This window comes from Pseudomonas sp. Soil_N_39 (assembly GCF_057655955.1).
Window position 1 is genome coordinate 1 of sequence record NZ_JBDGLI010000019.1, and the last position, 23484, is coordinate 23484.

Annotated in this window: 27 protein-coding genes; 16 read left to right on the forward strand and 11 right to left on the reverse strand. The window is 59.3% G+C overall.

Features of this window, described 5'->3' with window-relative positions; all coding sequences use genetic code 11:
- Positions 1-524: 524 nt before the first annotated feature.
- Both AC3A5O_RS23415 and AC3A5O_RS23420 read right to left on the reverse strand, forming a co-directional pair.
- Positions 525-1745: a CaiB/BaiF CoA transferase family protein gene (locus AC3A5O_RS23415; protein ID WP_305469077.1), complete on the reverse strand. Its 1221-nt coding sequence runs from the start codon at positions 1743-1745 to the stop codon at positions 525-527.
- 13 nt (positions 1746-1758) lie between these two features.
- Entirely contained in the window at positions 1759-2940 is a 1182-nt protein-coding gene (locus AC3A5O_RS23420) for an acyl-CoA dehydrogenase (protein ID WP_014335919.1), read from the reverse strand.
- 156 nt (positions 2941-3096) lie between these two features.
- Here AC3A5O_RS23420 and AC3A5O_RS23425 point away from each other — a divergent pair, with 156 nt between their 5' ends.
- The 10 genes from AC3A5O_RS23425 (at position 3097) to AC3A5O_RS23470 (ending at position 12934) form a co-directional block, all read left to right on the forward strand.
- Positions 3097-3993, forward strand: coding sequence for a LysR family transcriptional regulator (locus AC3A5O_RS23425; protein ID WP_122567809.1), 897 nt, complete (start codon positions 3097-3099; stop codon positions 3991-3993).
- Positions 3994-4427: 434 nt separating this feature from the next.
- A complete protein-coding gene (locus AC3A5O_RS23430) occupies positions 4428-5549 on the forward strand; it encodes a Re/Si-specific NAD(P)(+) transhydrogenase subunit alpha (RefSeq protein WP_053127087.1) in 1122 nt (373 codons plus the stop codon).
- A gap of 15 nt (positions 5550-5564) precedes the next feature.
- Positions 5565-5888 (forward strand): NAD(P) transhydrogenase subunit alpha part 2, encoded by a 324-nt coding sequence (locus tag AC3A5O_RS23435; protein ID WP_003187010.1) that lies wholly within the window; start codon positions 5565-5567, stop codon positions 5886-5888.
- On the forward strand, positions 5888-7324 hold the full coding sequence (locus AC3A5O_RS23440) for an NAD(P)(+) transhydrogenase (Re/Si-specific) subunit beta (protein WP_053127085.1): 1437 nt from the start codon (positions 5888-5890) through the stop codon (positions 7322-7324). Before AC3A5O_RS23435 ends, AC3A5O_RS23440 begins: the two co-directional genes overlap by 1 nt.
- 200 nt (positions 7325-7524) lie before the next feature.
- Entirely contained in the window at positions 7525-9018 is a 1494-nt protein-coding gene (gene scpC, locus AC3A5O_RS23445) for a succinyl-CoA:acetate CoA-transferase ScpC (RefSeq protein WP_122567808.1), read from the forward strand.
- Between the two features lie 319 nt (positions 9019-9337).
- A complete protein-coding gene (locus AC3A5O_RS23450; protein WP_003187014.1) occupies positions 9338-9553 on the forward strand; it encodes a DUF1127 domain-containing protein in 216 nt (71 codons plus the stop codon).
- Between the two features lie 342 nt (positions 9554-9895).
- A complete protein-coding gene (locus AC3A5O_RS23455) occupies positions 9896-10213 on the forward strand; it encodes a DUF2388 domain-containing protein (RefSeq protein WP_053127081.1) in 318 nt (105 codons plus the stop codon).
- A 106-nt stretch (positions 10214-10319) separates the two neighbouring features.
- On the forward strand, positions 10320-10628 hold the full coding sequence (locus AC3A5O_RS23460) for a DUF2388 domain-containing protein (RefSeq protein WP_305469069.1): 309 nt from the start codon (positions 10320-10322) through the stop codon (positions 10626-10628).
- A gap of 27 nt (positions 10629-10655) precedes the next feature.
- On the forward strand, positions 10656-10976 hold the full coding sequence (locus tag AC3A5O_RS23465; RefSeq protein WP_003187020.1) for a DUF2388 domain-containing protein: 321 nt from the start codon (positions 10656-10658) through the stop codon (positions 10974-10976).
- Entirely contained in the window at positions 10973-12934 is a 1962-nt protein-coding gene (locus tag AC3A5O_RS23470) for a DUF7844 domain-containing protein (RefSeq protein ID WP_305469067.1), read from the forward strand. The genes AC3A5O_RS23465 and AC3A5O_RS23470 overlap by 4 nt, the downstream gene beginning before the upstream one ends.
- A 229-nt stretch (positions 12935-13163) precedes the next feature.
- On the opposite strand, the gene trpA is transcribed toward AC3A5O_RS23470, so the two are convergent.
- Positions 13164-13976 carry a tryptophan synthase subunit alpha gene (trpA, locus tag AC3A5O_RS23475; protein WP_122567805.1) on the reverse strand — a complete coding sequence of 271 codons (813 nt, stop codon included), beginning with the start codon at positions 13974-13976 and terminating at the stop codon, positions 13164-13166.
- Positions 13976-15208 (reverse strand): tryptophan synthase subunit beta, encoded by a 1233-nt coding sequence (gene trpB, locus AC3A5O_RS23480; RefSeq protein ID WP_053127073.1) that lies wholly within the window; start codon positions 15206-15208, stop codon positions 13976-13978. Before trpB ends, trpA begins: the two co-directional genes overlap by 1 nt.
- A gap of 112 nt (positions 15209-15320) precedes the next feature.
- On the opposite strand from trpB, the gene AC3A5O_RS23485 reads away from it, so the two are divergent.
- Entirely contained in the window at positions 15321-16238 is a 918-nt protein-coding gene (locus AC3A5O_RS23485) for a LysR family transcriptional regulator (RefSeq protein WP_487753790.1), read from the forward strand.
- Here AC3A5O_RS23485 and AC3A5O_RS23490 read toward each other — a convergent pair.
- On the reverse strand, positions 16211-16537 hold the full coding sequence (locus AC3A5O_RS23490) for an ElaB/YgaM/YqjD family protein (RefSeq protein WP_003196426.1): 327 nt from the start codon (positions 16535-16537) through the stop codon (positions 16211-16213). The two genes, AC3A5O_RS23485 and AC3A5O_RS23490, sit on opposite strands and share 28 nt — an antisense overlap.
- 156 nt (positions 16538-16693) lie before the next feature.
- Between AC3A5O_RS23490 and AC3A5O_RS23495 the strand changes: the two genes are divergently transcribed.
- Both AC3A5O_RS23495 and AC3A5O_RS23500 read left to right on the forward strand, forming a co-directional pair.
- Complete coding sequence (locus AC3A5O_RS23495; protein WP_122567803.1) at positions 16694-16909, forward strand: dodecin; 216 nt, start codon at positions 16694-16696, stop codon at positions 16907-16909.
- Positions 16910-17024: 115 nt separating this feature from the next.
- The gene (locus AC3A5O_RS23500; protein ID WP_487753791.1) at positions 17025-17249 is read left to right on the forward strand and encodes a DUF1161 domain-containing protein; all 225 of its coding nucleotides are present in this window, start codon (positions 17025-17027) and stop codon (positions 17247-17249) included.
- 54 nt (positions 17250-17303) lie between these two features.
- On the opposite strand, the gene AC3A5O_RS23505 is transcribed toward AC3A5O_RS23500, so the two are convergent.
- Complete coding sequence (locus AC3A5O_RS23505; RefSeq protein ID WP_092167650.1) at positions 17304-18305, reverse strand: LLM class flavin-dependent oxidoreductase; 1002 nt, start codon at positions 18303-18305, stop codon at positions 17304-17306.
- Between the two features lie 237 nt (positions 18306-18542).
- Between AC3A5O_RS23505 and AC3A5O_RS23510 the strand changes: the two genes are divergently transcribed.
- Together AC3A5O_RS23510 and AC3A5O_RS23515 are read left to right on the forward strand one after the other, a co-directional pair.
- Complete coding sequence (locus tag AC3A5O_RS23510; RefSeq protein ID WP_122567801.1) at positions 18543-18974, forward strand: OsmC family protein; 432 nt, start codon at positions 18543-18545, stop codon at positions 18972-18974.
- A gap of 150 nt (positions 18975-19124) precedes the next feature.
- Complete coding sequence (locus tag AC3A5O_RS23515; protein ID WP_122567800.1) at positions 19125-19358, forward strand: DUF1161 domain-containing protein; 234 nt, start codon at positions 19125-19127, stop codon at positions 19356-19358.
- A 6-nt stretch (positions 19359-19364) separates the two neighbouring features.
- Here the strand turns inward: AC3A5O_RS23515 and AC3A5O_RS23520 are convergent, their stop codons facing one another.
- Both AC3A5O_RS23520 and AC3A5O_RS23525 read right to left on the reverse strand, forming a co-directional pair.
- Positions 19365-19790, reverse strand: coding sequence for a PA0061/PA0062 family lipoprotein (locus tag AC3A5O_RS23520; protein ID WP_122567799.1), 426 nt, complete (start codon positions 19788-19790; stop codon positions 19365-19367).
- A 40-nt stretch (positions 19791-19830) separates the two neighbouring features.
- A complete protein-coding gene (locus AC3A5O_RS23525; RefSeq protein WP_122567798.1) occupies positions 19831-20244 on the reverse strand; it encodes a PA0061/PA0062 family lipoprotein in 414 nt (137 codons plus the stop codon).
- 58 nt (positions 20245-20302) lie between these two features.
- On the opposite strand from AC3A5O_RS23525, the gene AC3A5O_RS23530 reads away from it, so the two are divergent.
- The gene (locus AC3A5O_RS23530; protein WP_487753792.1) at positions 20303-21394 is read left to right on the forward strand and encodes an aminopeptidase; all 1092 of its coding nucleotides are present in this window, start codon (positions 20303-20305) and stop codon (positions 21392-21394) included.
- Positions 21395-21670: 276 nt separating this feature from the next.
- Here AC3A5O_RS23530 and AC3A5O_RS23535 read toward each other — a convergent pair whose 3' ends face one another.
- The 3 genes from AC3A5O_RS23535 to AC3A5O_RS23545 form a co-directional block, all read right to left on the reverse strand.
- Positions 21671-21946: an HU family DNA-binding protein gene (locus AC3A5O_RS23535; RefSeq protein WP_003177201.1), complete on the reverse strand. Its 276-nt coding sequence runs from the start codon at positions 21944-21946 to the stop codon at positions 21671-21673.
- A 191-nt stretch (positions 21947-22137) separates the two neighbouring features.
- Positions 22138-23286 carry an NAD(P)/FAD-dependent oxidoreductase gene (locus AC3A5O_RS23540; RefSeq protein WP_487753793.1) on the reverse strand — a complete coding sequence of 383 codons (1149 nt, stop codon included), beginning with the start codon at positions 23284-23286 and terminating at the stop codon, positions 22138-22140.
- Between the two features lie 24 nt (positions 23287-23310).
- Positions 23311-23478, reverse strand: a complete 168-nt coding sequence (locus tag AC3A5O_RS23545; RefSeq protein ID WP_003177199.1) for a rubredoxin — start codon at positions 23476-23478, stop codon at positions 23311-23313.
- Positions 23479-23484: the final 6 nt, after the last annotated feature.

The window sequence follows — 23484 nt, forward strand, 5'->3', positions numbered from 1 at the left end:
TCTGTTGACTAGCAGTCTGACTCCACAAGCACCCACACGAATTGCTTGATTCAGTTGTTAAAGAGCGGTTGGCTGAGTCTTTCGTCTCAACCGAGGCGCGCATTCTACAGCGCCCCGTGTATCTGTCAAGCGGTTATTTTTAGAAGTTTTCAAAGTTTCCTTATCAACTTCAACCACTTGCGCTTCCGATCTCTCGTTAGCGGGAGGCGAATTCTACAGCGTTACTCGCTGCTGTCAACACCTCTTTTTCACCGCTTTCGACCGAGAAGATCGAACCGCTGATAGAGCCAAACAACACTGCTCTATCTGCTCCTTCCAGGCCTCGATGAACTGAAGCCAAACCCCTTCGAAACTTACTTAACTCATTGAATCTCAAGGAGCTTTCCGTTTCGACTGCGCCGGAAGTGGGGCGAATTATAGACGTCCAGAATCTGCCGTCAACCCTTAATTTCGCTTTTCTATCAATAACTTGCGCAGTACCGCTTTTACCCTTTCAAAATGCTCCTCTATATAGAAGAGAAGACTCACAGCACCCCAGCCTCCCTGAACGCCGCAACCGCAGCTTCGTCCAACCCCAACACTCGCTGCAGCACCTCCAGCGTATGCTCCCCTAATAAAGGCGGTGCATTGCGATACTCCACTGGCGTCTCGGACAGTCGAATCGGACTGGCCACCTGCGGCACTTTACCGGCCAGCAGGTGAGGCAATTCCATCGCCAACCCACGAGCCTGCACCTGAGGATCGGCAAACACCTGGGCCAGGTCGTTGATAGGCCCGCACGGCACACCCGCCTGCTCCAATTGGGTCACCCATTCAGCGGTGGTCTTGAACACCGTTGCCTGGCGAATCAACGGAATCAACACCGCCCGGTTCGCCACCCGGACCTTGTTAGTAGCAAAACGCGGATCATCAGCCCACTGCGGTTGACCAGCAACCTCAGCGAACTTTCGGAACTGACTGTCATTACCCACGGTAAGGATGAAGTCGCCATCAGCCGTAGGAAAATCCTGATAGGGCACGATATTCGGATGAGCATTACCCAGCCGCTTCGGCGCATTGCCCGTGGTCAGGTAATTCATCGCCTGGTTGGCCAGGCAAGCCACTTGAACATCCAGCAAGGCCATGTCGATGTGCTGCCCGCCGCCGGCATGATCACGATGAGCCAGCGCCGCCAAAATGGCAGCCGTCGAATACAACCCCGTGAGGATATCCGTCAGCGCAACCCCCACCTTAACCGGTCCCGCCCCCTCATCCCCCTCAGGGCGGCCGGTCAGGCTCATCAAGCCCCCCAGCCCCTGAATCATGAAGTCATACCCGGCGCGCTTGGCATAAGGACCCGTTTGACCAAAGCCAGTTATCGAGCAATAGATCAATTGCGGGTTGATCGCCTTTAGCGAGTCATAGTCCAGGCCATACGCCGCCAGGCCGCCCACCTTGAAGTTCTCGATCAGAATGTCGGACTTGGCTGCCAGCTCTCGTACCAGCCGCTGGCCCTCTGGGCGCGTGAAATCGATGGTCACCGACTGTTTATTGCGATTGGCCGACAGATAATAAGCGGCTTCGGTCGTGTTCTCGCCTCGGGCATCCTTCAGGAAGGGTGGCCCCCAGGCGCGTGTATCGTCACCATTGCCGGGACGCTCGACCTTAATGACATCAGCCCCCAGGTCCGCCAGGATCTGTCCGGCCCACGGCCCGGCCAAGACCCTCGATAAATCCAATACCCGCAGATGCGAAAGCGCGCCCATGACCGTTCTCCTATTAATAGAACGCCTGGATACCGGTTTGCGCACGCCCCAAAATCAGCGCATGAACGTCGTGCGTGCCTTCATAAGTGTTCACGACTTCCAGGTTCACCAGATGACGCGCGATGCCGAACTCATCGGAAATACCATTGCCGCCCAGCATGTCCCGCGCCATGCGAGCAATATCCAGGGACTTGCCGCAGGAGTTGCGCTTCATGATCGAGGTGATCTCGACTGCCGCCGTGCCTTCATCTTTCATACGTCCCAGACGCAGGCATCCCTGCAGGGCCAGCGTGATTTCAGTCTGCATATCGGCCAGTTTCTTCTGGATCAACTGATTCGCAGCGAGCGGACGACCAAACTGCTGGCGGTCCAGCGTGTACTGGCGAGCGGTGTGCCAGCAGAATTCAGCAGCCCCCAAGGCGCCCCAGGAGATGCCGTAGCGCGCCGAGTTCAGACAAGTAAACGGGCCCTTCAAGCCACGGACATCGGGGAAAATGTTCTCTTCCGGAACGAATACATTGTCCATGACGATTTCGCCGGTGATCGAGGCGCGCAGCCCGACCTTGCCATGAATAGCCGGCGCACTCAGACCTTTCCAGCCTTTCTCGAGAACGAAGCCGCGGATATCGCCAGCGTCATCCTTGCCCCAAACCACAAATACGTCAGCGATCGGACTGTTGGTGATCCACATCTTGCTGCCCGTCAGGCTGTAGCCACCTTCCACTTTGCGCGCACGAGTAATCATCGCGCCCGGGTCGGAACCATGGTTCGGCTCGGTCAGACCAAAGCAGCCGATCCATTCACCCGACGCCAGCTTCGGCAAATACTTCTGCTTTTGCGCCTCAGTTCCGAATTCATTGATCGGCACCATGACCAGCGAGGACTGCACGCTCATCATCGAGCGATAGCCGGAATCAACGCGTTCCACTTCACGAGCGATCAGACCATAGCTGACGTAGTTCAACCCACTGCCGCCGTACTGCTCAGGAATGGTTGCCCCCAGCAGGCCCACTTCTCCCATCTCGCGGAAAATCGCCGGGTCGGTTTTCTCATGGCGGAACGCTTCCAGCACTCGCGGTGCGAGCTTCTGCTGGGCGAACTGCTCGGCAGTATCGCGGATCATGCGTTCTTCTTCGGTGAGCTGTTGATCCAGCAATAATGGATCGATCCAGTTGAAGCTCGCTTTACCGGCCATGAAAGAGTCCTCGCCAATTAAATGAAAATCGTGGATTGATCCTAGGCTTGGTTTCCTACAAGGGCAAACGAGGATTACGCACTATCTTGTGCTAATTTCTCACTCCGTAAACGCCGAAAACCCCGTTTATCCGGCTACCGAGTGAGGCTTACGTACATGCGCCGCAAAATCCCCAGCACCGCCGCCCTGGTCAGTTTCGAGGCTGCCGCGCGCCATGAAAGCTTCACCAAGGCGGCGCAGGAGCTTTCTCTCACGCAAGGCGCTATCTGCCGACAGATCGCCAGCCTGGAGGACTTCCTCAGCGTGGAGCTTTTCCGACGCTCGCGCCGCGGGGTCAAACTGACCGAAGCAGGTCTTTCCTACAGCCGACGGGTTGCCACCCAACTGGACGCCGTCGAGCGCGACACGCTTTCAGTGATGGGCCACACCGGTGCGAACGTGATCGAACTGGCGGTGGTTCCAACTTTCGGCACCCAATGGCTGCTGCCACGCCTCAAGGACTTCCAGCAGCAGCATCCGGAAGTCACCGTCAACCTGACCAACCGCACGCGCCCCTTTCTCTTTGCAGACACGGAGTTTGACGCCGCTATCTATTTTGGCGATGCGGACTGGTCCGGTACCGAATCCCACAAGCTGATGGGCGAAAATCCGATGCCGGTATGCAGCCCTACCTTGCTAGACGGTCGCAAGAGCCTGACGCCGGAGGCCATCGCCGAGTTGCCCTTGCTCCAGCAGACCACTCGCCCGTATGCGTGGCGCCAGTGGTTCAACGCTCAGAACCTGAACATTGCACGAGACCTGACAGGCCCGCGTTATGAACTATTCTCCATGCTCGCCCAAGCAGCTATGCATGACATGGGCATTGCGCTGATTCCGCCCTTTTTGATTCAGCGCGAGCTGGCAGAGAAACGACTGATCGTGGCCAACCGTAACGCGCTGTCGAGCATCAAGGCCTACTACCTGATGATTCCAGAGCGAAAGGTCGAATCTGCCTCCCTTCGAGCTTTTCGTGATTGGCTCGTGAAACAAGCAAGCACCTATCTTCTTGATTAAAAAGGAAAAAGCAAAAACACACCTAGGTAGTCAACTAACAAAAGTCGCTACAGATATAAGTTTATGTCGCATTCAGTCAATCTGTTATCAAGCCCGTGCAGTAGTCTCCAAAGCGTCTAAATACATGGCTTTGAGCCATATCGCGCAACGCATCAGCGCTTATTCATCTGGCCGATGGGAAAAATAGTCAATTTGAACCTGAATCCTTGGAAAGCACGGCCCACAAGGGCTGTCGATCGATAATTGCGACATTCGGTCACAGGGTGACTTGTAGTTAATTTTCCGTCACCCGTCATAATCCCTTGAAGGGCTGAATTTTCGCCTGCAAAATGCCGCGCCCCGCCTGGTTTGGCGGGATCGTGCTGATCGGCCGCCCCAGCCGCACCATCCGAAGTGCCTGGGTTTACTCAATAAGATCACGCAGGAGATTTGACGTGCACATTGGTGTTCCCCTCGAAACCCAAACGGGTGAAACACGGGTTGCTGCTACCCCGGAAACCATCAAGAAGTTGATCGGCCAAGGCCATAAAGTCACTGTTCAAAGCGGCGCCGGTATCAAGGCCAGCGTTATCGACAGTGCCTATGAGGCAGCGGGCGCAACCATTGGCAGCGCCAGTGATGCATTCGGGGCCGAGCTAATCCTCAAGGTGGTGGCCCCCAGCGACAGCGAACTGACGCTGATCAAGAGCGGCACCGTTCTGGTGGGCATGCTCAATCCGTTCAACAACGAAACCATCGCCAAGCTGGCCGAACGCGGCATTACCGCTTTCGCCCTCGAGGCCGCGCCACGTACTTCCCGAGCCCAGAGCCTGGATGTGCTGTCGTCTCAAGCGAACATCGCCGGTTACAAAGCCGTGCTGCTGGCCGCCCATCACTATCCGCGCTTCATGCCGATGCTGATGACCGCGGCGGGTACCGTGAAAGCAGCGCGGGTGCTGATTCTCGGTGCGGGTGTGGCCGGGTTGCAGGCGATTGCCACTGCCAAGCGCCTGGGTGCGGTGATCGAGGCTTCGGATGTGCGTCCGGCGGTCAAGGAGCAAATCGAATCCCTCGGCGCCAAGTTCGTCGACGTGCCCTACGAGACCGACGAAGAGCGTGAATGCGCCGTCGGTGTCGGTGGATACGCCCGGCCCATGCCGGCCAGCTGGATGCAGCGCCAGGCTCAAGCCGTGCACGAGCGCGCCAAGCAGGCGGACATCGTCATCACCACTGCATTGATTCCGGGCCGCAAGGCACCGACTTTGCTGAGTGCCGAAACCGTCGCGCAAATGAAACCTGGCTCGGTGGTCATCGACCTCGCGGCAGCCCAGGGCGGTAACTGCCCGTTGACCGTGGCCGATCAGGTGGTTGTCGAGAATGGTGTGACCATTTGCGGTCCGACCAACCTGGCCGGTGAAGTCGCGGCTGACGCTTCGGCGCTGTACGCCCGTAACCTGCTGGACTTCCTGAAGCTGGTCTTCACCAAGGAAGGTCAGTTCGACGTGAACCTGGAAGACGACATCGTCGCCGCGTGCCTGATGTGCCGCGACGGCCAAGTCATCCGCAAAAACGCCTAAGCAGGGATTCAGACAATGGAAGAGCTTATCTCCCCCGGTATCTACAACCTGATCATCTTCGTGCTGGCGATTTATGTCGGTTACCACGTGGTCTGGAACGTAACGCCCGCGCTGCACACGCCGTTGATGGCGGTGACCAACGCCATTTCGGCGATCGTGATCGTTGGCGCCATGCTCGCCGCCGCGCTGACCGTGACCCCTTTGGGCAAGACCATGGGCACCCTCGCCGTGGCCCTCGCCGCGGTGAACGTGTTCGGTGGCTTCCTGGTGACGCGCCGCATGCTTGAGATGTTCAAGAAAAAAGCCCCGAAAGCCGTAAAAGAAGAGGCGCCCAAGTAATGAGCATGAACCTGGTAACGACGCTCTACCTGATCGCGTCGATCTGCTTCATCCAGGCCCTCAAAGGCCTGTCGCACCCCACCACCTCTCGCCGTGGCAACCTGTTCGGCATGCTCGGCATGGCGCTGGCGGTGCTCACCACCGTGGGCCTCATCTATAAGCTCGGTGCTGAGCTTGCGACTGCCGGCATCGGCTACGTCATCGTCGGCCTGCTGATCGGCGGCACCGCCGGCTCGATCATGGCCAAACGCGTCGAAATGACCAAGATGCCGGAGCTGGTGGCGTTCATGCACAGCATGATCGGCCTGGCGGCGGTGTTCATTGCCATCGCGGCGGTCGTCGAGCCGCAATCCTTGGGCATCGTCAAGCAATTGGGCGATTCGATTCCGGCGGGCAACCGCCTGGAGCTGTTCCTCGGTGCCGCCATTGGTGCAATCACCTTCTCCGGTTCGGTGATCGCGTTCGGCAAGCTGTCGGGCAAGTACAAGTTCCGCCTGTTCCAGGGCGCACCGGTACAGTTTGGCGGCCAGCACAAGCTCAACCTGATCCTGGGCCTCGCCACACTGGGCCTGGGCCTGGCCTTCATGTTCACCGGCAACCTCGGCGCGTTCGCCCTGATGCTGGCCCTGGCGTTCGTGCTGGGTGTACTGATCATCATCCCGATCGGCGGCGCGGACATGCCGGTGGTGGTCTCGATGCTCAACAGTTATTCCGGTTGGGCCGCAGCGGGTATCGGCTTCTCGCTGAACAACTCGATGCTGATCATTGCCGGTTCGTTGGTGGGTTCGAGCGGTGCGATCCTCTCGTACATCATGTGCAAGGCGATGAACCGTTCGTTCTTCAACGTGCTGCTCGGTGGCTTCGGCAATACCGCAGACGCTGCTGGCCCCGCAGGCTCGAAAGAAGCCCGTCCGGTGAAATCCGGCTCGGCTGACGACGCAACCTTCCTGCTGACCAACGCCGACACCGTGATCATCGTGCCGGGCTACGGCCTGGCGGTGGCACGGGCGCAGCATGCGCTCAAAGAGCTGACCGAGAAGCTGACCCACCACGGCGTGACCGTTAAATACGCGATCCATCCGGTGGCCGGTCGCATGCCCGGGCACATGAACGTATTGCTGGCCGAGGCCGAAGTGCCCTACGACCAGGTGTTCGAGATGGAAGACATCAACTCCGAGTTCGGCCAGGCCGACGTGGTGCTGGTGTTGGGCGCCAACGACGTGGTCAACCCGGCCGCGAAGAACGATCCGAAGTCGCCGATTGCCGGCATGCCGATCCTCGAAGCGTTCAAGGCCAAGACCATCATCGTCAACAAGCGCTCGATGGCCAGCGGCTATGCGGGCCTGGATAACGAGCTGTTCTATCTCGACAAGACCATGATGGTGTTCGGTGACGCCAAGAAGGTCATCGAAGACATGGTCAAAGCGGTGGAATAACCCCTCACTGCTTCACCCAAAACGCCCCGACTTGTCGGGGCGTTTTGATTTGCATCAAAGCAAAATATTACCGATCCGGTAATGATGTTTTGCCTGAAACGCCCGTAATAGACGCCTGAAATGCGACCTTTGTAGCGGGTCGGGCACAGCGCTAATTCACTAGACTGCGCATCTTGCTTTCCAGCCCGAGATAACCACTTATGTACCGTGATCGCATCCGCTTGCCTTCGTTATTGAATAAAGTGATGAGCGCTGCCGAAGCAGCCTTGTTGATTCAGGACGGCATGACCGTCGGCATGAGCGGCTTTACCCGCGCCGGAGAAGCGAAAGCAGTGCCCCACGCCCTGGCTGAACGGGCCAAGGTCACTCCGCTGAAAATCAGCCTGATGACCGGTGCGAGCCTGGGCAACGACCTCGACAAGGAGCTCACCGAAGCCGGTGTACTGGCGCGACGCATGCCGTTCCAGGTCGACAGCACGCTGCGCAAGGCGATCAACGCAGGCGAGGTGATGTTCATCGACCAGCATCTCTCGGAAACCGTCGAACAACTGCGCAACGGCCAGCTCAAACTGCCCGATATTGCCGTGATCGAAGCGGTGGCCATTACCGAGCAAGGGCATATCGTACCGACCACATCGGTGGGTAATTCAGCCAGCTTCGCCATCTTCGCCCGGCAAGTGATCATTGAGATCAACCTGGCTCACAACCCTAATCTGGAAGGGCTGCACGACATCTATATCCCGACCTATCGCCCCACCCGCACACCCATCCCCTTGGTGAAAGTCGACGACCGTATTGGCAGTCCCGCTATTCCGATCCCGCCGGAAAAAATCGCCGCCATTGTCATTACCAACCAAGGGGACTCGCCTTCGACCGTCGCGCCACCGGACAGCGACACCCAAGCTATTGCGGATCACCTGATCGACTTCTTCAAGCAGGAGGTTTCGGCCGGACGCATGACCAACAAGCTCGGACCGTTGCAGGCCGGGATTGGCAACATCGCCAATGCCGTGATGTGCGGGCTGATCGATTCCCCGTTCGAAGACCTGACCATGTATTCCGAGGTTCTGCAGGACTCGACCTTTGACTTGATTGACGCCGGCAAGCTGAGTTTCGCCTCCGGCAGCTCGATCACCCTGTCGGGTCGACGTAACGCCGATGTGTTCGGAAACCTGGAAAGGTACAAGGACAAATTGGTCCTGCGCCCACAGGAAATCTCCAACCATCCCGAGGTGGTGCGCCGTCTCGGCATCATTGGTATCAACACCGCGCTGGAGTTCGACCTATACGGCAACGTCAATTCCACCCATGTCTGCGGCACGCGGATGATGAATGGCATCGGCGGCTCGGGGGATTTCGCCCGCAATGCTCACCTGGCGATTTTCGTTACCAAATCGATTGCCAAGGGTGGTGCCATTTCCAGTGTCGTGCCGATGGTCAGCCATGTGGACCATACCGAACATGACGTCGACATCCTGGTGACCGAGATCGGCCTGGCCGACCTGCGGGGCCTGGCACCCAGGGAGCGCGCACGAGTGATCATCGACAACTGCGTGCACCCCACCTACCGCCAAGCCTTGAACGAGTATTTCGACGCTGCGTGCGCCTTGGGCGGACATACCCCACATGTCCTGCGCGATGCACTGAGTTGGCACCTGAACCTGGAAGAAACCGGGCGCATGTTGGCCGTCTGATACAGCTGGATCACCGCTACCGCAAATACAGTTTTGGTTGCAGGCTGTCATTCGAGCCAGGATCGACAAAAACTGTACTGCTGTACCGGTGTTTTCTTACAGTCTTTTCCCACAAAACAACCATCTAACTGTAAATTTGCACCAATAATGTGCAGACAGGTACAGTTGCCTCAATATCGACCAGTACACCACCCTTTAACAGTTAACTGGTCTCTCACAATACAGGTGAACTGTATCTAGAGAGACTGGCCAAACGAGAGGATCATGGGCACCAGTCAAACCACTACCTAATCCCGCCACAAGCGGAAGGATGTCAACCATGGAACGTACACTCAGTTCCGAGCTGTTTTTCGAAGACAAAGCTGAAAAAAACCAGGCTTCCCTGCCTCTTCGCGTTATCGCCAACCTGATGTTGTGGCAGCGCCGCATCGCCAGCCGTCACCAACTGGCACGTCTGGATTCGCGCCTGCTGGCTGATGCCGGTATCAGCGAAGCACAACGCTACGAAGAGCTGAGCAAGCCGTTCTGGCGCTAACTCAGCGTCGCTGGCCCTGACCCACCGGGTCCACCGCCAGCACCGAATTGAACAAACAAGACCCGTCGCGGGTAACCGCGACGGGTCTTGTCGTTTCCGGGCCTGTTTTTTGGGAAACCGGAGAGAAATAACAGTTTCCTCACAGACAAAAAAATACCAGTACAGTTATTCTTGAGCCGTAACGGACAATGCGAGCCTCCGCAGCCAATGGCTCTCGCAAAGGCTGTCAGCCAACGCGTTCCTGTCCTAATATCGGAGCGAACGTGGCGAAGCAAGTCGAGCATGCGTCTCCTCTTCCAGCTACACGCACCGGCATCACCTCATCATTCAAGGAGTTTCATCATGATCCGTCTTCGCCTGCTCAGCGCGGTTGCCCTGCTGGCCGTAGCCGCCCACTCCAACGCCAGCAGCTTCATCGTCACCACCGACTCCCTCGTCGGAGCACTCAAGGCCACCTCCGACGTGACCTCCGATGCAACCTCATCCCTGCGGGACAACAAGATCGTTCAAGCCGCCCGTGATGACGCCGCCAGCTTCGTGGCCAGCGAAGGCGCCATCCGTGGTGTGAAACTGGAAAGTGCCCTGGATTACATCCGCCAGCAGGCACCACAGCTCAACGCCACCGATGCACAGCTGGCCCAGGCCATCCTGGTGATCTGAAGCAACATGAAACATCGGACGCCAGAGGGTGTTCCGATGTTTCAGCACTGGCTCTGGCCCGCAGGTTTGCGCTAGCCTTCAGGCTCGCCATCAACCGTCGAGTCCCATGCGTTTTTACTCAGATCTGTTCATCGCATCTTTCTTGATCGTTTTTTGCTGGTCCGTGCCGGCCCATGCTTTCGATGTATCCACCCAGCAAGTGGTGGTCAGCGGCTATGCCACGAGCATGGTGACCTCCGCGCCCTTCGACCATAAACTGATCGTCGCCGCTCACGATGATGCTGCGGCCTTCATTGCCAGCGACGGGCAGTTGCGAGGTGCACAACTGGAATCGGCCCTGGATTACCTGCGCCGGACCCAGCCAAAACTTCATGCCAGCGACCTTGAACTGGCACAGGCAATTCTCGTCCAATAGTTATCCTTATTTTTCCGGAGTCGTTCCATGCGTAGCCCGCTGATTGCTGCCGCCCTAGGCCTGCTAGTGTTGGCCGATGTGGCCCAGGCACATACCCTGGTAGCCACCAGTAACATCATCGTTCGCGCCTCCCAGCGCACGATTGATTTCACTTCCGACACCACCACGTCCATCCGTGATTCGAAAATCGTCCGCGAAGCCCATGACGATGCGGCCAGTTTTGTCGCCAGCAATGGTGAAATTCGTGGCGCGCACCTCGAGGCTGCCTTCGACACCTTGCGCACCCGCGTGCCGGAAGCCCGCGACGCCAGTGACCAGGTTCTCGCCGAAGCCATCCTCGCATTGTGAGGCGGTTCGCCGCCTGGCTGGCGGCCGGGGTCTTGCTGCTCACGGGCAGCATGGCCCACGCCGGCCTGCAATTGCACCTCAACGCCGAAGGCCTGAGCCCGGCGCAACAGCAGGCCAGCCAGGCGCTGCTCGATGAAGCCATGCAGGCCCTGCCGCCGCGCTTCATCGAGCGGCTGGACCGACGCATCGATGTCGGCTGGACCGACCAGATGCCCGTCAACGCCTACGGCCAGGCCTCGCTGGTGTCGCAACTGGACCTCAATAGCAACCTGCTCGACAGCCTTGTCGACGGCAGCGCCGCGACGCAAAAGACCCATCGTCCCCACGGCACCGTACGCCGGGAAATGCTCGCCACGGTCCTGCACGAACTGACCCACATCTATGACCGCTCGCGTCTATGGCCAGATGCCGAACGCGCACTGATCCAGCGTTGCACCCGACGCAACAGCAGCGCCGGGTTGATCGGTCTTCCCGATGAATGCCGGGGCCAGAACGACCGCCGCTTCACCCTCAGCGATGACCCCCGCTTGCTGGACCTCGCCGGCTGGCCGCAATACGTCGGTCGTCGCGGAGAACGGGAACAGCACAACCGCCAGGTCGCCCGCAGCCCGGATCTCTATGAAACGAGCAGCCCCAAGGAGTTCGTCGCGGTCAATATGGAGTACTTTCTCCTGGACTCCAGCTATGCCTGCCGACGCCCCGCCCTGTATCGCTATTACCAGGAACACTTCGGTTGGGCACCCGCCGCCAAGGACACCTGCGCCCAATCGTTCGCCTTCCTCAACGCCGGCAACGACTTCGCCAAGACACCACTGGGCAAGGTCGATCCAGAACGGGTCTATGCCATTGATTACCTGCTGGCCGAAGCCAATCAGAACTGGGTGAGCCGCTGGGGTCACAGCATGCTCCGGCTGGTGATCTGCGCACCGGGCCGGCCACGTGGTCCGGACTGTCGACTGGATCTGGACCAACACCTGGTGCTGTCGTACCGCGCCTTCGTGGGCGATGTGCAGTTGTCGAGTTGGGACGGGCTGGTCGGTAAATACCCGTCGCGCCTGTTCGTATTGCCATTGGCCCAGGTGATCGATGAATACACCAAAACCGAACTGCGCAGCCTGGCATCGGTGCCACTGAACCTGTCGCGCACCGAGATCGAGGAAACGGTCGAGCACGCCGCCGAAATGCATTGGAGCTACGACGGCAACTATTACTTCCTGTCCAATAACTGCGCCGTGGAAAGCTTGAAGCTGCTGCGCAGCGGCAGCAATAACGAGCAGCTCAAAGGCCTGGACAGCATCATGCCCAACGGCCTGCTGGAGGTACTCAAGGGCCGGGGCCTGGCGGATACCAGCGTGCTGGACGATCCCAAGGAAGCCTTGCGGCTGGGCTACCGCTTCGACTCCTTCCGCGAGCGGTATCAGGCGATGTTCAACGTGCTGAAGAAGTATCTGCCGATCAAGCAACAGACGGTGGAAGACTGGCTGGCCCTGGACGCCGCCGAACGCCGCGTCTGGTTCGAGCAAGCCGACCTGCGCACCAGCGCGGCGTTGTTGCTGCTGGAACAGGCCAGTTATCGTCGGCAACTGTTGTTGGCGCAGGATGAGGTCAAACAGCGTTACCTCGGCGCCCGTGAGTTGCAGAACGGCGGTATGGAAAGGGCTAACGCGACACTGCAGCAGATCCTCGCCAACAGTGGTTTCCTGAGCCGTCCGGCCGAACTGTTGGGCAGCAGCGGCTACGGCTTGCCGCAACCCAGCGAGTGGCAACGCTTGGAGTCGGAAAGCAGTTTGCGGCAGAAACAACTGCAAACGCTGACAGGCGATCTGGACAAGGAAGTCCGGGCGTTGCTCGAGCCGAGCCGCGCGGCTGAAATTGCCGCGAGCGAGGCGAATGTGAAAGCGATCGGCGAACATTTGCGCAAGCTGCACAAGGCCGGAGGCGGATTGGAGTTGCCCTGACGAACAATGCCGCCGTTGTGGCGAGGGGCTCGCTCCCGCTGGGTCACAAAGCGCCCCAAACAGGCTTCATGCAATTTTTCAGACAGGCCGCATTGGCTGGTTTACGACTGCTTCGCAGCCGAGCGGGAGCAAGCTCCCTCGCCACAAGAGCAGTCGTGACGTAATAGAAAAAAAGGGGTTCAGAACTTGGTTCTGAACCCCTTTTTCGTGGCTGCGAGTCGAATCAAAATCAGCCAAGACGCGCCTTGCGCACACCATCAGCCAGAGCGGCACACAAGCTCAACACGCCATCAATCGCCTGTTCCGACGTATCGGCACTGGCGATATGGTCGATCAGCGCCGAGCCCACCACCACACCATCGGCCAATCGTGCAATGGCGGCAGCCTGCTCTGGCGTGCGGATGCCAAAACCAATGCTGATGGGCAGATCGGTATGACGACGCAGGCGCGCTACAGCTTCTTCCACATGCTCCAGGGTCGCGGCACCAGCACCGGTCACACCCGCCACCGACACGTAGTACACAAAACCCGAACTGCCGTTAAGCACCGTCGGCAAACGCACATCGTCAGTGGTCGGCGTGGTCAGTCGGATGAAGTCCAGGCCAGCTGCCTGGGCCGGTTCACACAGTTCGCTGTTGTGCTCGGGCGGCATGTCCACAACGATCAGGCCATCCACGCCAGATTCCAGCGCCTCGCCAATGAAACGCTGCACGCCATAACGGTGGATCGGGTTGAAGTAGCCCATCAGCACCAGCGGTGTCTCAGTATTGTCTTTGCGGAACTCGCGAACCATCTGCAGGGTTTTCGCCAGGTTCTGCTGGGCGCCCAAGGCACGAATATTCGCCAACTGGATCGCCGGGCCGTCGGCCATCGGGTCGGTGAACGGCATGCCCAGCTCGATCACGTCGGCACCGGCCGCTGGCAGGCCCTTGAGGATTGCCAGCGAGGTGTCGTAGTCCGGGTCGCCAGCCGTGACAAAAGTCACCAGGGCGGCGCGGTTCTGTTCCTTGAGTTGGGCAAAACGGGTTTGCAGGCGGCTCATCAGTGTTTCTCCTGCTGGGACTGTTCCATGTGGTGCATCACGGTTTGCATGTCTTTGTCGCCACGGCCGGACAGGTTGACCACCATCAGGTGATCTTTCGGCAGGTTGGGTGCGCGTTTGAACACTTCCGCCAGGGCATGGGCGCTTTCCAGTGCAGGAATGATCCCTTCCAGGCGGCAGCATTTGTGAAAGGCTTCCAGCGCTTCGGCGTCGGTCACCGAGGTGTACTGGACACGACCAATGTCGTGCAACCAGGCATGTTCCGGGCCGATGCCGGGGTAGTCGAGCCCCGCGGAAATCGAGTGGGCGTCGATGATCTGGCCATCGTCATCCTGCAACAGGAAGGTGCGGTTACCGTGCAGTACCCCCGGAACGCCGCCGTTCAGGCTCGCCGCGTGCTTACCGGTCTCGATGCCATAACCGGCGGCTTCGACGCCGATGATTTCGACGCTCTTGTCGTCCAGGAACGGGTGGAACAGGCCCATGGCGTTGGAACCGCCACCGATGCACGCCACCAGGCTGTCCGGCAGGCGACCTTCCTGGGCTTGCAGTTGATCGCGGGTTTCCTTGCCAATCACGGCCTGGAAGTCGCGCACCATAGCAGGGTACGGATGCGGGCCAGCCACGGTGCCGATCAGGTAGAACGTGCTGTCGACGTTAGTGACCCAGTCGCGCAGGGCCTCGTTCATTGCGTCCTTCAGCGTGCCGGTGCCGGCGACCACCGGGATCACTTCAGCGCCCAGCAGCTTCATGCGGAACACGTTGGCCTGCTGGCGCTCGATGTCGGTGGTACCCATGTAGATCACGCAATCCAGACCGAAACGCGCGGCCACGGTGGCGGTGGCCACGCCGTGCATGCCGGCGCCGGTCTCGGCGATGATGCGTTTTTTGCCCATGCGCCGCGCCAGCAGGATCTGGCCGATGCAGTTGTTGATCTTGTGCGCGCCGGTGTGGTTCAGCTCTTCACGCTTGAGATAGATCTTGGCGCCGCCGCAGTATTCGGTCAGGCGCTCGGCGAAGTAGAGCGGGCTCGGACGACCAACGTAGTCGCGCTGGAAGTAGGCCAATTCCTCGATGAATGCAGGATCTTCTTTCGCCACTTCGTATTCACGGGCCAGATCGAGGATCAGTGGCATCAGTGTCTCGGCCACATAGCGGCCGCCGAATGCACCGAACAGGCCGTTGGCGTCGGGGCCGCTGCGCAGGTTGAAGGGGGTCGTAGGCTGGGTCATCGGGCGCTCCAGGCAAATGCGTTGAAAGACAATGAGGCTCACTCTACCCCTGACATCCCGCGCTGAAAACCGATAAGATCGCCACAACCTGTCAGGAAAACTCACATATTCCATGAGCCACGACCTGCCTCCCCTCAACGCCTTGCGCGCCTTCGAAGCCACCGCCCGCCTGAACAGCGTAAGCCAGGCGGCCGAACACTTGCACGTCACTCACGGTGCCGTCAGTCGACAGTTGAAGGTGCTGGAAGAGCATTTGGGTGTCAGCCTGTTCGTCAAGGATGGACGCGGCTTGAAACTCACAGATGCCGGCATGCGTCTGCGCGATGCCACCACTGACGCGTTCGAGCGGTTACGCAGCGTTTGCGCGGAGCTGACACAAAGTACGGCAAATGCCCCGTTTGTCCTGGGCTGCTCGGGAAGCCTGCTGGCGCGCTGGTTCATTCCCCGCCTGGGCAGACTCAACGCCGATTTGCCGGATTTGCGCCTGCATTTATCCGCCGGCGAAGGCGACTTGGACCCCAGGCGGCCGGGGCTGGACGCGTTGCTGGTATTCGCCGAGCCGCCCTGGCCGGCCGATATGCAGGTGTACGAACTGGTGAGCGAGCGGATCGGCCCGGTGATGAGCCCGCACTATGCCGGATTCACCCGCTTGCAGGGTGCACCGGCCAGCGCGCTGCTGGATGAACCGTTGCTGCACACCACGTCCCGCCCCCAGGCCTGGCCGACCTGGGCACGACAAAACGACCTTGAACCCCAGGCACTGAAGTTCGGGCAGGGATTCGAGCATTTGTATTATTTGCTGGAGGCCGCCGTAGCGGGGTTAGGCGTGGCGATCGCGCCCGAGCCACTGGTGACTGAGGACGTGCGCGCCGGTCGCCTGGTCGCGCCGTGGGGCTTTGATGAAACCACGGCGCGACTGGCGTTGTGGCTGCCCAAGCGCGCCGCAGACGGACGCGCTCGGCAACTGGCCCAGTGGCTCAGGCATGAGCTGAGCCAACCGACTCAGTCGCCGCGCTTGCACAGCAGGTAAGCAGCCAGCAGACCCAACGCACCGACCGCGACACCGGCCGTGGTCCATGGGTGTTCCTGAGCGTAGTCCCGTGTGGCGATCCCGGTTTCACGGGTTTTCACCTTGACCTCTTCATAGGCATCGCTGAGCAGATGGCGAGAATGTTTCAGCGCGTTCTCGGCATTGGCCTTGAGCGACTTGAGGGTCTTACGCGACTCGTCCGAAGCATCGTCCTTCAGGCTTTCCAACGACTTGAGCAGACTCTCGATCTCCGCTTCCATGCTTTGCAACGAGGCTTTACGTAACGAATTGCTGGCCATGGTGGCTCTCTCCTGCAGTGGTTGAGTGGCGTGTGTGAATTGGGACTCCAGTCGTTTCTGAAAGTGCAGTAAATCTGAACTTCAGCGCGCGAACGACGACACACGTAAGGCGAAAAATCGCTGCTAGGCTGTTAAACACAACCAAGGAGAATCCCCATGAGTGATCATCACACTTACAAAAAGGTCGAGCTGGTCGGCTCGTCTCCCTCCAGCATTGAAGACGCCATCAACAACGCCCTGGCCGAGGCCAGCAAAAGCCTCAAGCATCTGGAATGGTTCGAAGTCACGGAAACCCGCGGCCACATCGAAAATGGCCAGGCCGCGCACTTTCAGGTGACCATCAAAGTCGGGTTCCGGATCGCCAATAGCTGAGGTTCTTTTGAACTTGCACGCTGGCGGAGTGCCATAGGGAGTGGCGATGCGCTATGGTCTGCGCATTATGTTTTCCAAAACCTGCCCTATTTGATCCGACCAAGGAGTGCGAGCGATGAAAAATTTGATGGTGGCCCTGGGTTTGCTGAGCCTTGCCGGTGGTGCGTTTGCGGCCGCTAAGCCCTGCGAGGAGCTGAAAAGCGAAATCGCAGCGAAGCTGGACGCCAAGGGCGTATCAGGTTACTCGCTGGAAATCGTCGATAAAGGCGCAGCGGCTGAAGGACAACGAGTCGTCGGCACCTGTGAGGGCGGTACGAAAGAAATCGTCTATAAAAAGTGATTCTTTTCGAACATCAAAGCCGACGCACAGCGTCGGCTTTTTACTGGCCGCGATTCAACCTTTCATGACCTGCGCCAGCAACTCGTAGGAGTGCAAGCGATCGGCGTGCTCATACAGGTCACTGGTGAAAATCAGCTCATCGGCCTGGGTTTGCTCGATCAGCACTTGCAGCTTGGCGCGAATCTTCTGCGGACCGCCAACCATGGCCAGGCCCAGGAAATCGCCGACCGCCTCTTTCTCATGGGGCAACCAGAGACCGTTCATGGTTTCCACCGGCGGACGCTGCACCAGGCTCTGGCCACGCATCAGCGCCAGGATCCGCTGGTACACCGATGTCGCCAGGTAATCGGCCTGTTCATCGGTATCCGCCGCCACCAGCGGCACACCGAGCATCACATAAGGCTTGTCGAGCACCGCCGACGGTTTGAAGTGGTTGCGGTAGATGCGAATTGCCTCGTGCATGAAGCGCGGAGCGAAATGGGAGGCGAATGCGTAGGGCAAACCGCGTTCACCGGCCAATTGCGCACTGAACAGGCTCGAACCCAGCAGCCATACCGGCACGTTGGTCCCGGTGCCGGGCATGGCGATGATGCGTTGATCCGGGGTACGCGGGCCCAGGTAGCGCATCAGTTCGGCCACGTCTTCGGGGAAATCGTCCGCACTGCCGGAGCGCTCGCGACGCAGCGCCCGGGCGGTCATCTGGTCGGAACCTGGCGCACGACCCAGCCCCAAATCGATTCGACCGGGGTAGAGGCTCTCCAACGTGCCGAACTGTTCGGCGATGATCAACGGCGCGTGATTGGGCAGCATGACGCCGCCGGAGCCGACGCGAATGGTCGAAGTACCTCCCGCCAGATAGCCCAGCAACACCGCCGTCGCCGAACTGGCAATACCGTCCATGTTGTGGTGTTCGGCCACCCAGAAGCGGGTGTAGCCGTATTTTTCCACGTGCTGCGCCAGATCCAAGGAGTTGCGCAGGGATTGGGCGGCATTGCCATCGGCGCGCACAGGCACCAGGTCGAGGGTTGAGAATTTCACGTCGGACAGCTGTTTCATGTGCCGGGATCTCCAACGGCGTTCCGGGCTTTTTCCTACGGGCAAAAGCCTGCCGTTTCTATAGGTGTGTTCCATGCAATGTGGGCATATACCCGAGTTTCAATAGCAGCAACGAATTTTCCTACTAAATCGGTCGGCTAATCGACAGGATGAACTTTATCGGGCGGTCTATCCTCACAACCCTGACAACGAAAAACACCAGGCGCGAACCTCGCGCCGGATATTGAGGAGGCAGACATGGCTATCATCAAGAAAGCATCGGCTCATTGGGAAGGTGACCTGAAAACCGGCATCGGCTCCATCTCCACGGAAACCGGTGTGTTGCGCGAAGCACCCTACGGCTTCAAGGCCCGATTCGAAGGCGGCAAGGGCACCAACCCGGAAGAATTGATCGGCGCGGCCCATGCCGGCTGCTTTTCCATGGCCTTTTCGATGATCCTCGGCGACGCCGGGTTCAAGGCCGACAGCATCGACACCAATGCTGAAGTGACCCTGGACCAGGTCGAGGGCGGTTTTGCGATCACCGCGGTCAAGCTGGTGCTCAAGGCGAAGATTCCCGGGGCCACCCAGGCGCAATTCGAGGAACTGAGCAACAAGGCCAAGGAAGGTTGCCCGGTTTCCAAAGTATTGAATGCCAAGATCACCCTGGATGCGACGCTGGTGAGCTGACGCATGAAAGGATCGCAGCCTTTGCAGGCGCTGCCGAAGGCTGCGATTTTATTGAATGCGGTCGAGCTGTTTACCCTGGCGCAATTATGATCGAATGTAGCCCGCAGTTTCAGCGCACAGGCAGTGCGCGCTGCCATGAGGAATTCGAACATGAAACGATCAGCCCTGGTGGTCATCGGCTGCGCATTCGCTGCATCGGCCCTTGCAGCCCCCAAATCCTGTGAGGAGCTGAAAATGGAAATCGAAGCGAAGATCCAGGCCAATAACGTGTCGTCCTACACCCTGGAAATCGTCACGAATGACGAAGTCCACGACCAGAACATGGTGGTGGGCAGTTGCGAAAACGGCACGAAGAAGATCATCTACCAAAAGAACGATCGCTAGGGCGTCCTACGGAACGCAATTGACTTGTCGCTCCTCGGCCACGATTTGACGCTTGGCGTCATAGAGCCGGGCGCTCGGCGTGAATGCCAGGTTGCGAGCCTCCAGCCGATAGCGTTGGCCGGCCTCGAAATGGTCGTAACGCACGAGCATGTAGCACAGTCGCTCTTGCGGTTCGGCTTGCATACCCAACCCGCCACCGCTGAACACCTCGAAGTCGAAGCGTACTTTCAGTTCGTGGCTGCCCGGCGACACCTGAAAGAACCGCCCGTCGCGCAATCGCTGGCCGTCCAGGCTTTCAGCCATCAGTACTTTACCGCCAGGCATGGGGGTGGCGAAATCAATCCAAGCCATGTTCGGGTCGACCTGGGGCAGCGGGCTCGTTGCACAACCGCTCATGGAGACCAGGACCAGCAACAGCAGGGATAAACGCATGGTGAGTTTCCTGAAGATCAGGCGCTGAGCATAGCGCCAATCACGTTTGTTGGCAGCCCGCCGGTGTACCTTGCCCCACTACCTTGCGCTGCTGATCGTAAAGCTTGGCCCACGGCCGGAAACCAATGTTGCCGGCTTGCAGTTGGTAACGTTGTCCGGCGTTGAAATCCTTGAATTTCACGTTCAACCGGCAATCACGCCACAGTGGCTCGGCATCCGGACCGATGTTGCCGGGTTCGACGGCAAACTGGTAGCGCACCGTCAGCTCATGGCTGCCGGGTTGCACTTCGAAATAACGCCGGTCAATGGACATCTTGTCATCGACTTCCAGCGCTTGTAGCGCGGTGTCCTGCTGGTTTCCCAGGTCGATCCACGCTTGAGAGGGATCGGGGTCAGGCAAGCCGGCACAACCGGTGAGCAACAACAGGCCACTCGTCAGCATCAACACGCGCATAGCGAAGCTCCAGGCAAGCGAGATAGTCTTGTGGGCAGACTTCCCAGGGTGATTCCAATTGATCAGGCCGCGTTCAAGCCATCGGTTACTCGACCGTGTTTTCCAGATTTTGTTTCCAGGCCTCCTGCTTTTGTTACTGAACGGTTGCACCAGCGCCGGTTATTACAGCCAGCTCGTCGGCGGGCAACTGCGGTTGTTGCAGGCCCGAGAGCCTATCGACCAGGTCATTGCCGACCCCGCTCGCGATCCCCAACTGAAGGCGCACTTGGCCCAGGCGCGCGAGGCGCGGACGTTCGCCAGTGATCACCTGCATTTACCGGACAATCAAAGCTATCGCCTGTACGCGGACATTGGCCGGCCGTTCGTAGTCTGGAATGTCTTTGCCACGCCAGAGTTTTCCCTGACGCCGCACAATCATTGTTTTCCCATTGCCGGTTGCGTGGCTTATCGCGGTTATTACAGCCAGGGCGCCGCCCGTGGCGAGGCCGCGTTGCAGCGCTTGCAGGGCATGGACGTGGCGATTGGCGGTGTAGAGGCCTATTCGACGCTGGGCTGGTTCAACGATCCGATCCTGAGCTCGATGATGCATTGGGGCGATGAACGCCTGGCGACGCTGATCTTTCATGAACTGGCGCACCAACGGTTTTATGTAAAGGACGACACCGAATTCAACGAGTCCTTCGCCACCTTCGTCGAACAGGAAGGCACCCGGCAATGGCGCGCCAGCCGTGGGCTGGGGCCGGATAACAGCAAACGGGGGCGCCAGCGCGACCAATTCATTCAACTGATCCTCGACACCCGTCAGCGCCTGGAACAGCTCTATACCCAACCCCTGCCGGCCGAACAGATGCGCCAACGCAAGGCAGCAGAATTCGAGCGCCTGCGTGTCGACTATGTGCGAATGCGCGACACCCAGTGGGCAGGCGACAAATACTACGATTCCTGGGTCTACGCGCCACTGAACAATGCGCGATTATTACCGTTCGGGCTGTATAGCCAGTGGGTGCCGGCGTTTGCGACGTTGTTCAAGCGCGAGGGCGGTGATTGGGTTGGGTTTTATGCAGCGGTGGAAAAGCTGGGCAAATTACCGGTCGGCGAGCGCAAGGCGGCCTTGAAGGCATTGGCGGAGCCGAAGAGTTCTGCTGACTAAGCGGACGTCATCGCGAGCAAGCTCGCTCCCACACTTGTTCGTCGCTATGCATGCCATCAGGCTTGACGCAGTTCCAATGTGGGAGCGAGCTTGCTCGCGATGACGACAGTACCGACTCCCTTGAAGGAGCTGACCCACCGCTATCGGGAGCAAGCTCACTCCTACATTGGATGCTTGGCCACAGCCTGCAACCCCACACAAAAAAGGGCATACCGATTCATCGATATGCCCTTTTGATTGCCGCTTTCTTCCCCCTGGCCGAGGTACTCGTAGCAATTATGGGTTAACGCTGTCTTTCAAGAACTTGCCTGGTTTGAAGGCAACGGTGTTGCTGGCCTTGATCTTCACCGGCTCACCGGTCTGTGGGTTCTTGCCCGTGCGGGCGCCGCGGTGGCGTTGCAGGAAAGTACCGAAGCCCACCAGGGTAACGCTGTCCTTGCGGTGCAGGGCGCCGGTGATTTCTTCGAGGACGGCGTTGAGGACGCGGTTGGCTTGTTCTTTGGTGAGGTCTGCTTTTTCCGCGATAGCGGCGGCGAGTTCTGGTTTACGCATGAATGAAGCCCCTTTGACGGTTTTTTTGTTGTTATGTCCGTGCTGTCCTCTTTGGAACAGCCCCTAAGGCGCCGCAGGCTCTACTCTGCGGCAGACGGAAGTGAGGATGGCACGGTGCCGAAAACCGCGCCAGTGGCCGGGCGACCTTTGTGGGACCAAAAGTAGGGTTTTTGCGACAGAACGACCAGTATTTACGCCAGCAGGGCTGGAAGCTCCTTGTTCAGCGCCAGTTTTTCCATCACCGCCGTGCCTGTCAGGGCGTAGCCCAACAGGTTGCCTTGAGCATCGCGGCACAGCGCCTTGATGTCCGCGCCCTGCCCTTCGACGCTCCACACACCCTCGCTGCCTCGCGGTGGCGGCGACACCACCAGGGGGCACACCGGGGTTTTTACGGTAATCGGCATGGGGCCGTAGCTGACGGCTGTCGGGTTGCCGGCCAGGGTTTGAGCCAGGGCACGAGCGCAGCTCATCAGCGGCATGACATAGAGCAGGTTCAAGCCGTCGACCTCCGCGCAGTCGCCCAGGGCGTAGATGTTGGCGTGGGAGGTCTTCAGGTGACGGTCGACCACGACGCCGCGGTTGACCACCAGACCGGCGGCGGCTGCCAGGTCGATGCGCGGACGCAGGCCGATGGCCGAGACCACCAGGTCGCAAGCGATCACCTGGCCATCGGACAGGTGCGCCTCCAGCCCGTCGGCGACCTTCTGCAAGCGGTTGAGCACGGGCCCCAGGTGGAAGCGCGCACCGAGGCTTTCCAGCCCGGCCTGGACCGCTGCCGCAGCGGCCGGGTGCAACAGCGTCGGCATGACTTGCTCGCACGGCGCCACCAGTTGCACTTCGTAACCGCCCAGGCTCAGGTCATTGGCGAACTCGCAGCCAATCAGGCCGGCGCCCAGCAGCAACACCCGGTGCTTGCCAGCCGCCGCGGCCCTGAAGCGTGCGTAGTCTTCCAGGTCGTTGATGGGAAAGATCAGGTCCGCCGCATCGCCCTGTACCGGCACACGCACGGTTTCGGCGCCCCAGGCCAGGACCAGGTCGTGGTAGCTCACCGCCTCTTCGCCGATCCACAGCCGTTTGTGGCCCGGATCGATGCCGCTGATGCGGGTGTGGGTGCGCACTTCGGCCTTGAGTTGCTCGGCCATGGCCCCCGGCTCGGCCATGCTCAGGCCGTCGGCGTCTTTGTTCTTGCCAAAGCCGGTGGAGAGCATCGGCTTGGAATACGAGCGACCGTCGTCCGCGGTGATCAGCAGCAACGGGGTTTCGCTGTCGAGCTTGCGAAACTCCCGGGCCAGGTTATAACCGGCCAGCCCAGTACCGACGATGACGACAGGTGCGCTCATGTTGCTCTCCATTTGATGAAACGATCAGTTGATTTCGATCATTTCGAAATCCATTTTGCCAACACCACAGTCCGGGCACAGCCAATCTGCCGGTACGTCTTCCCAGCGAGTACCGGGTGCGATGCCATCATCCGGCCAACCGTCAGCTTCGTTGTAGATCAGGCCGCAGACGATACATTGCCACTTCTTCATTCCAAT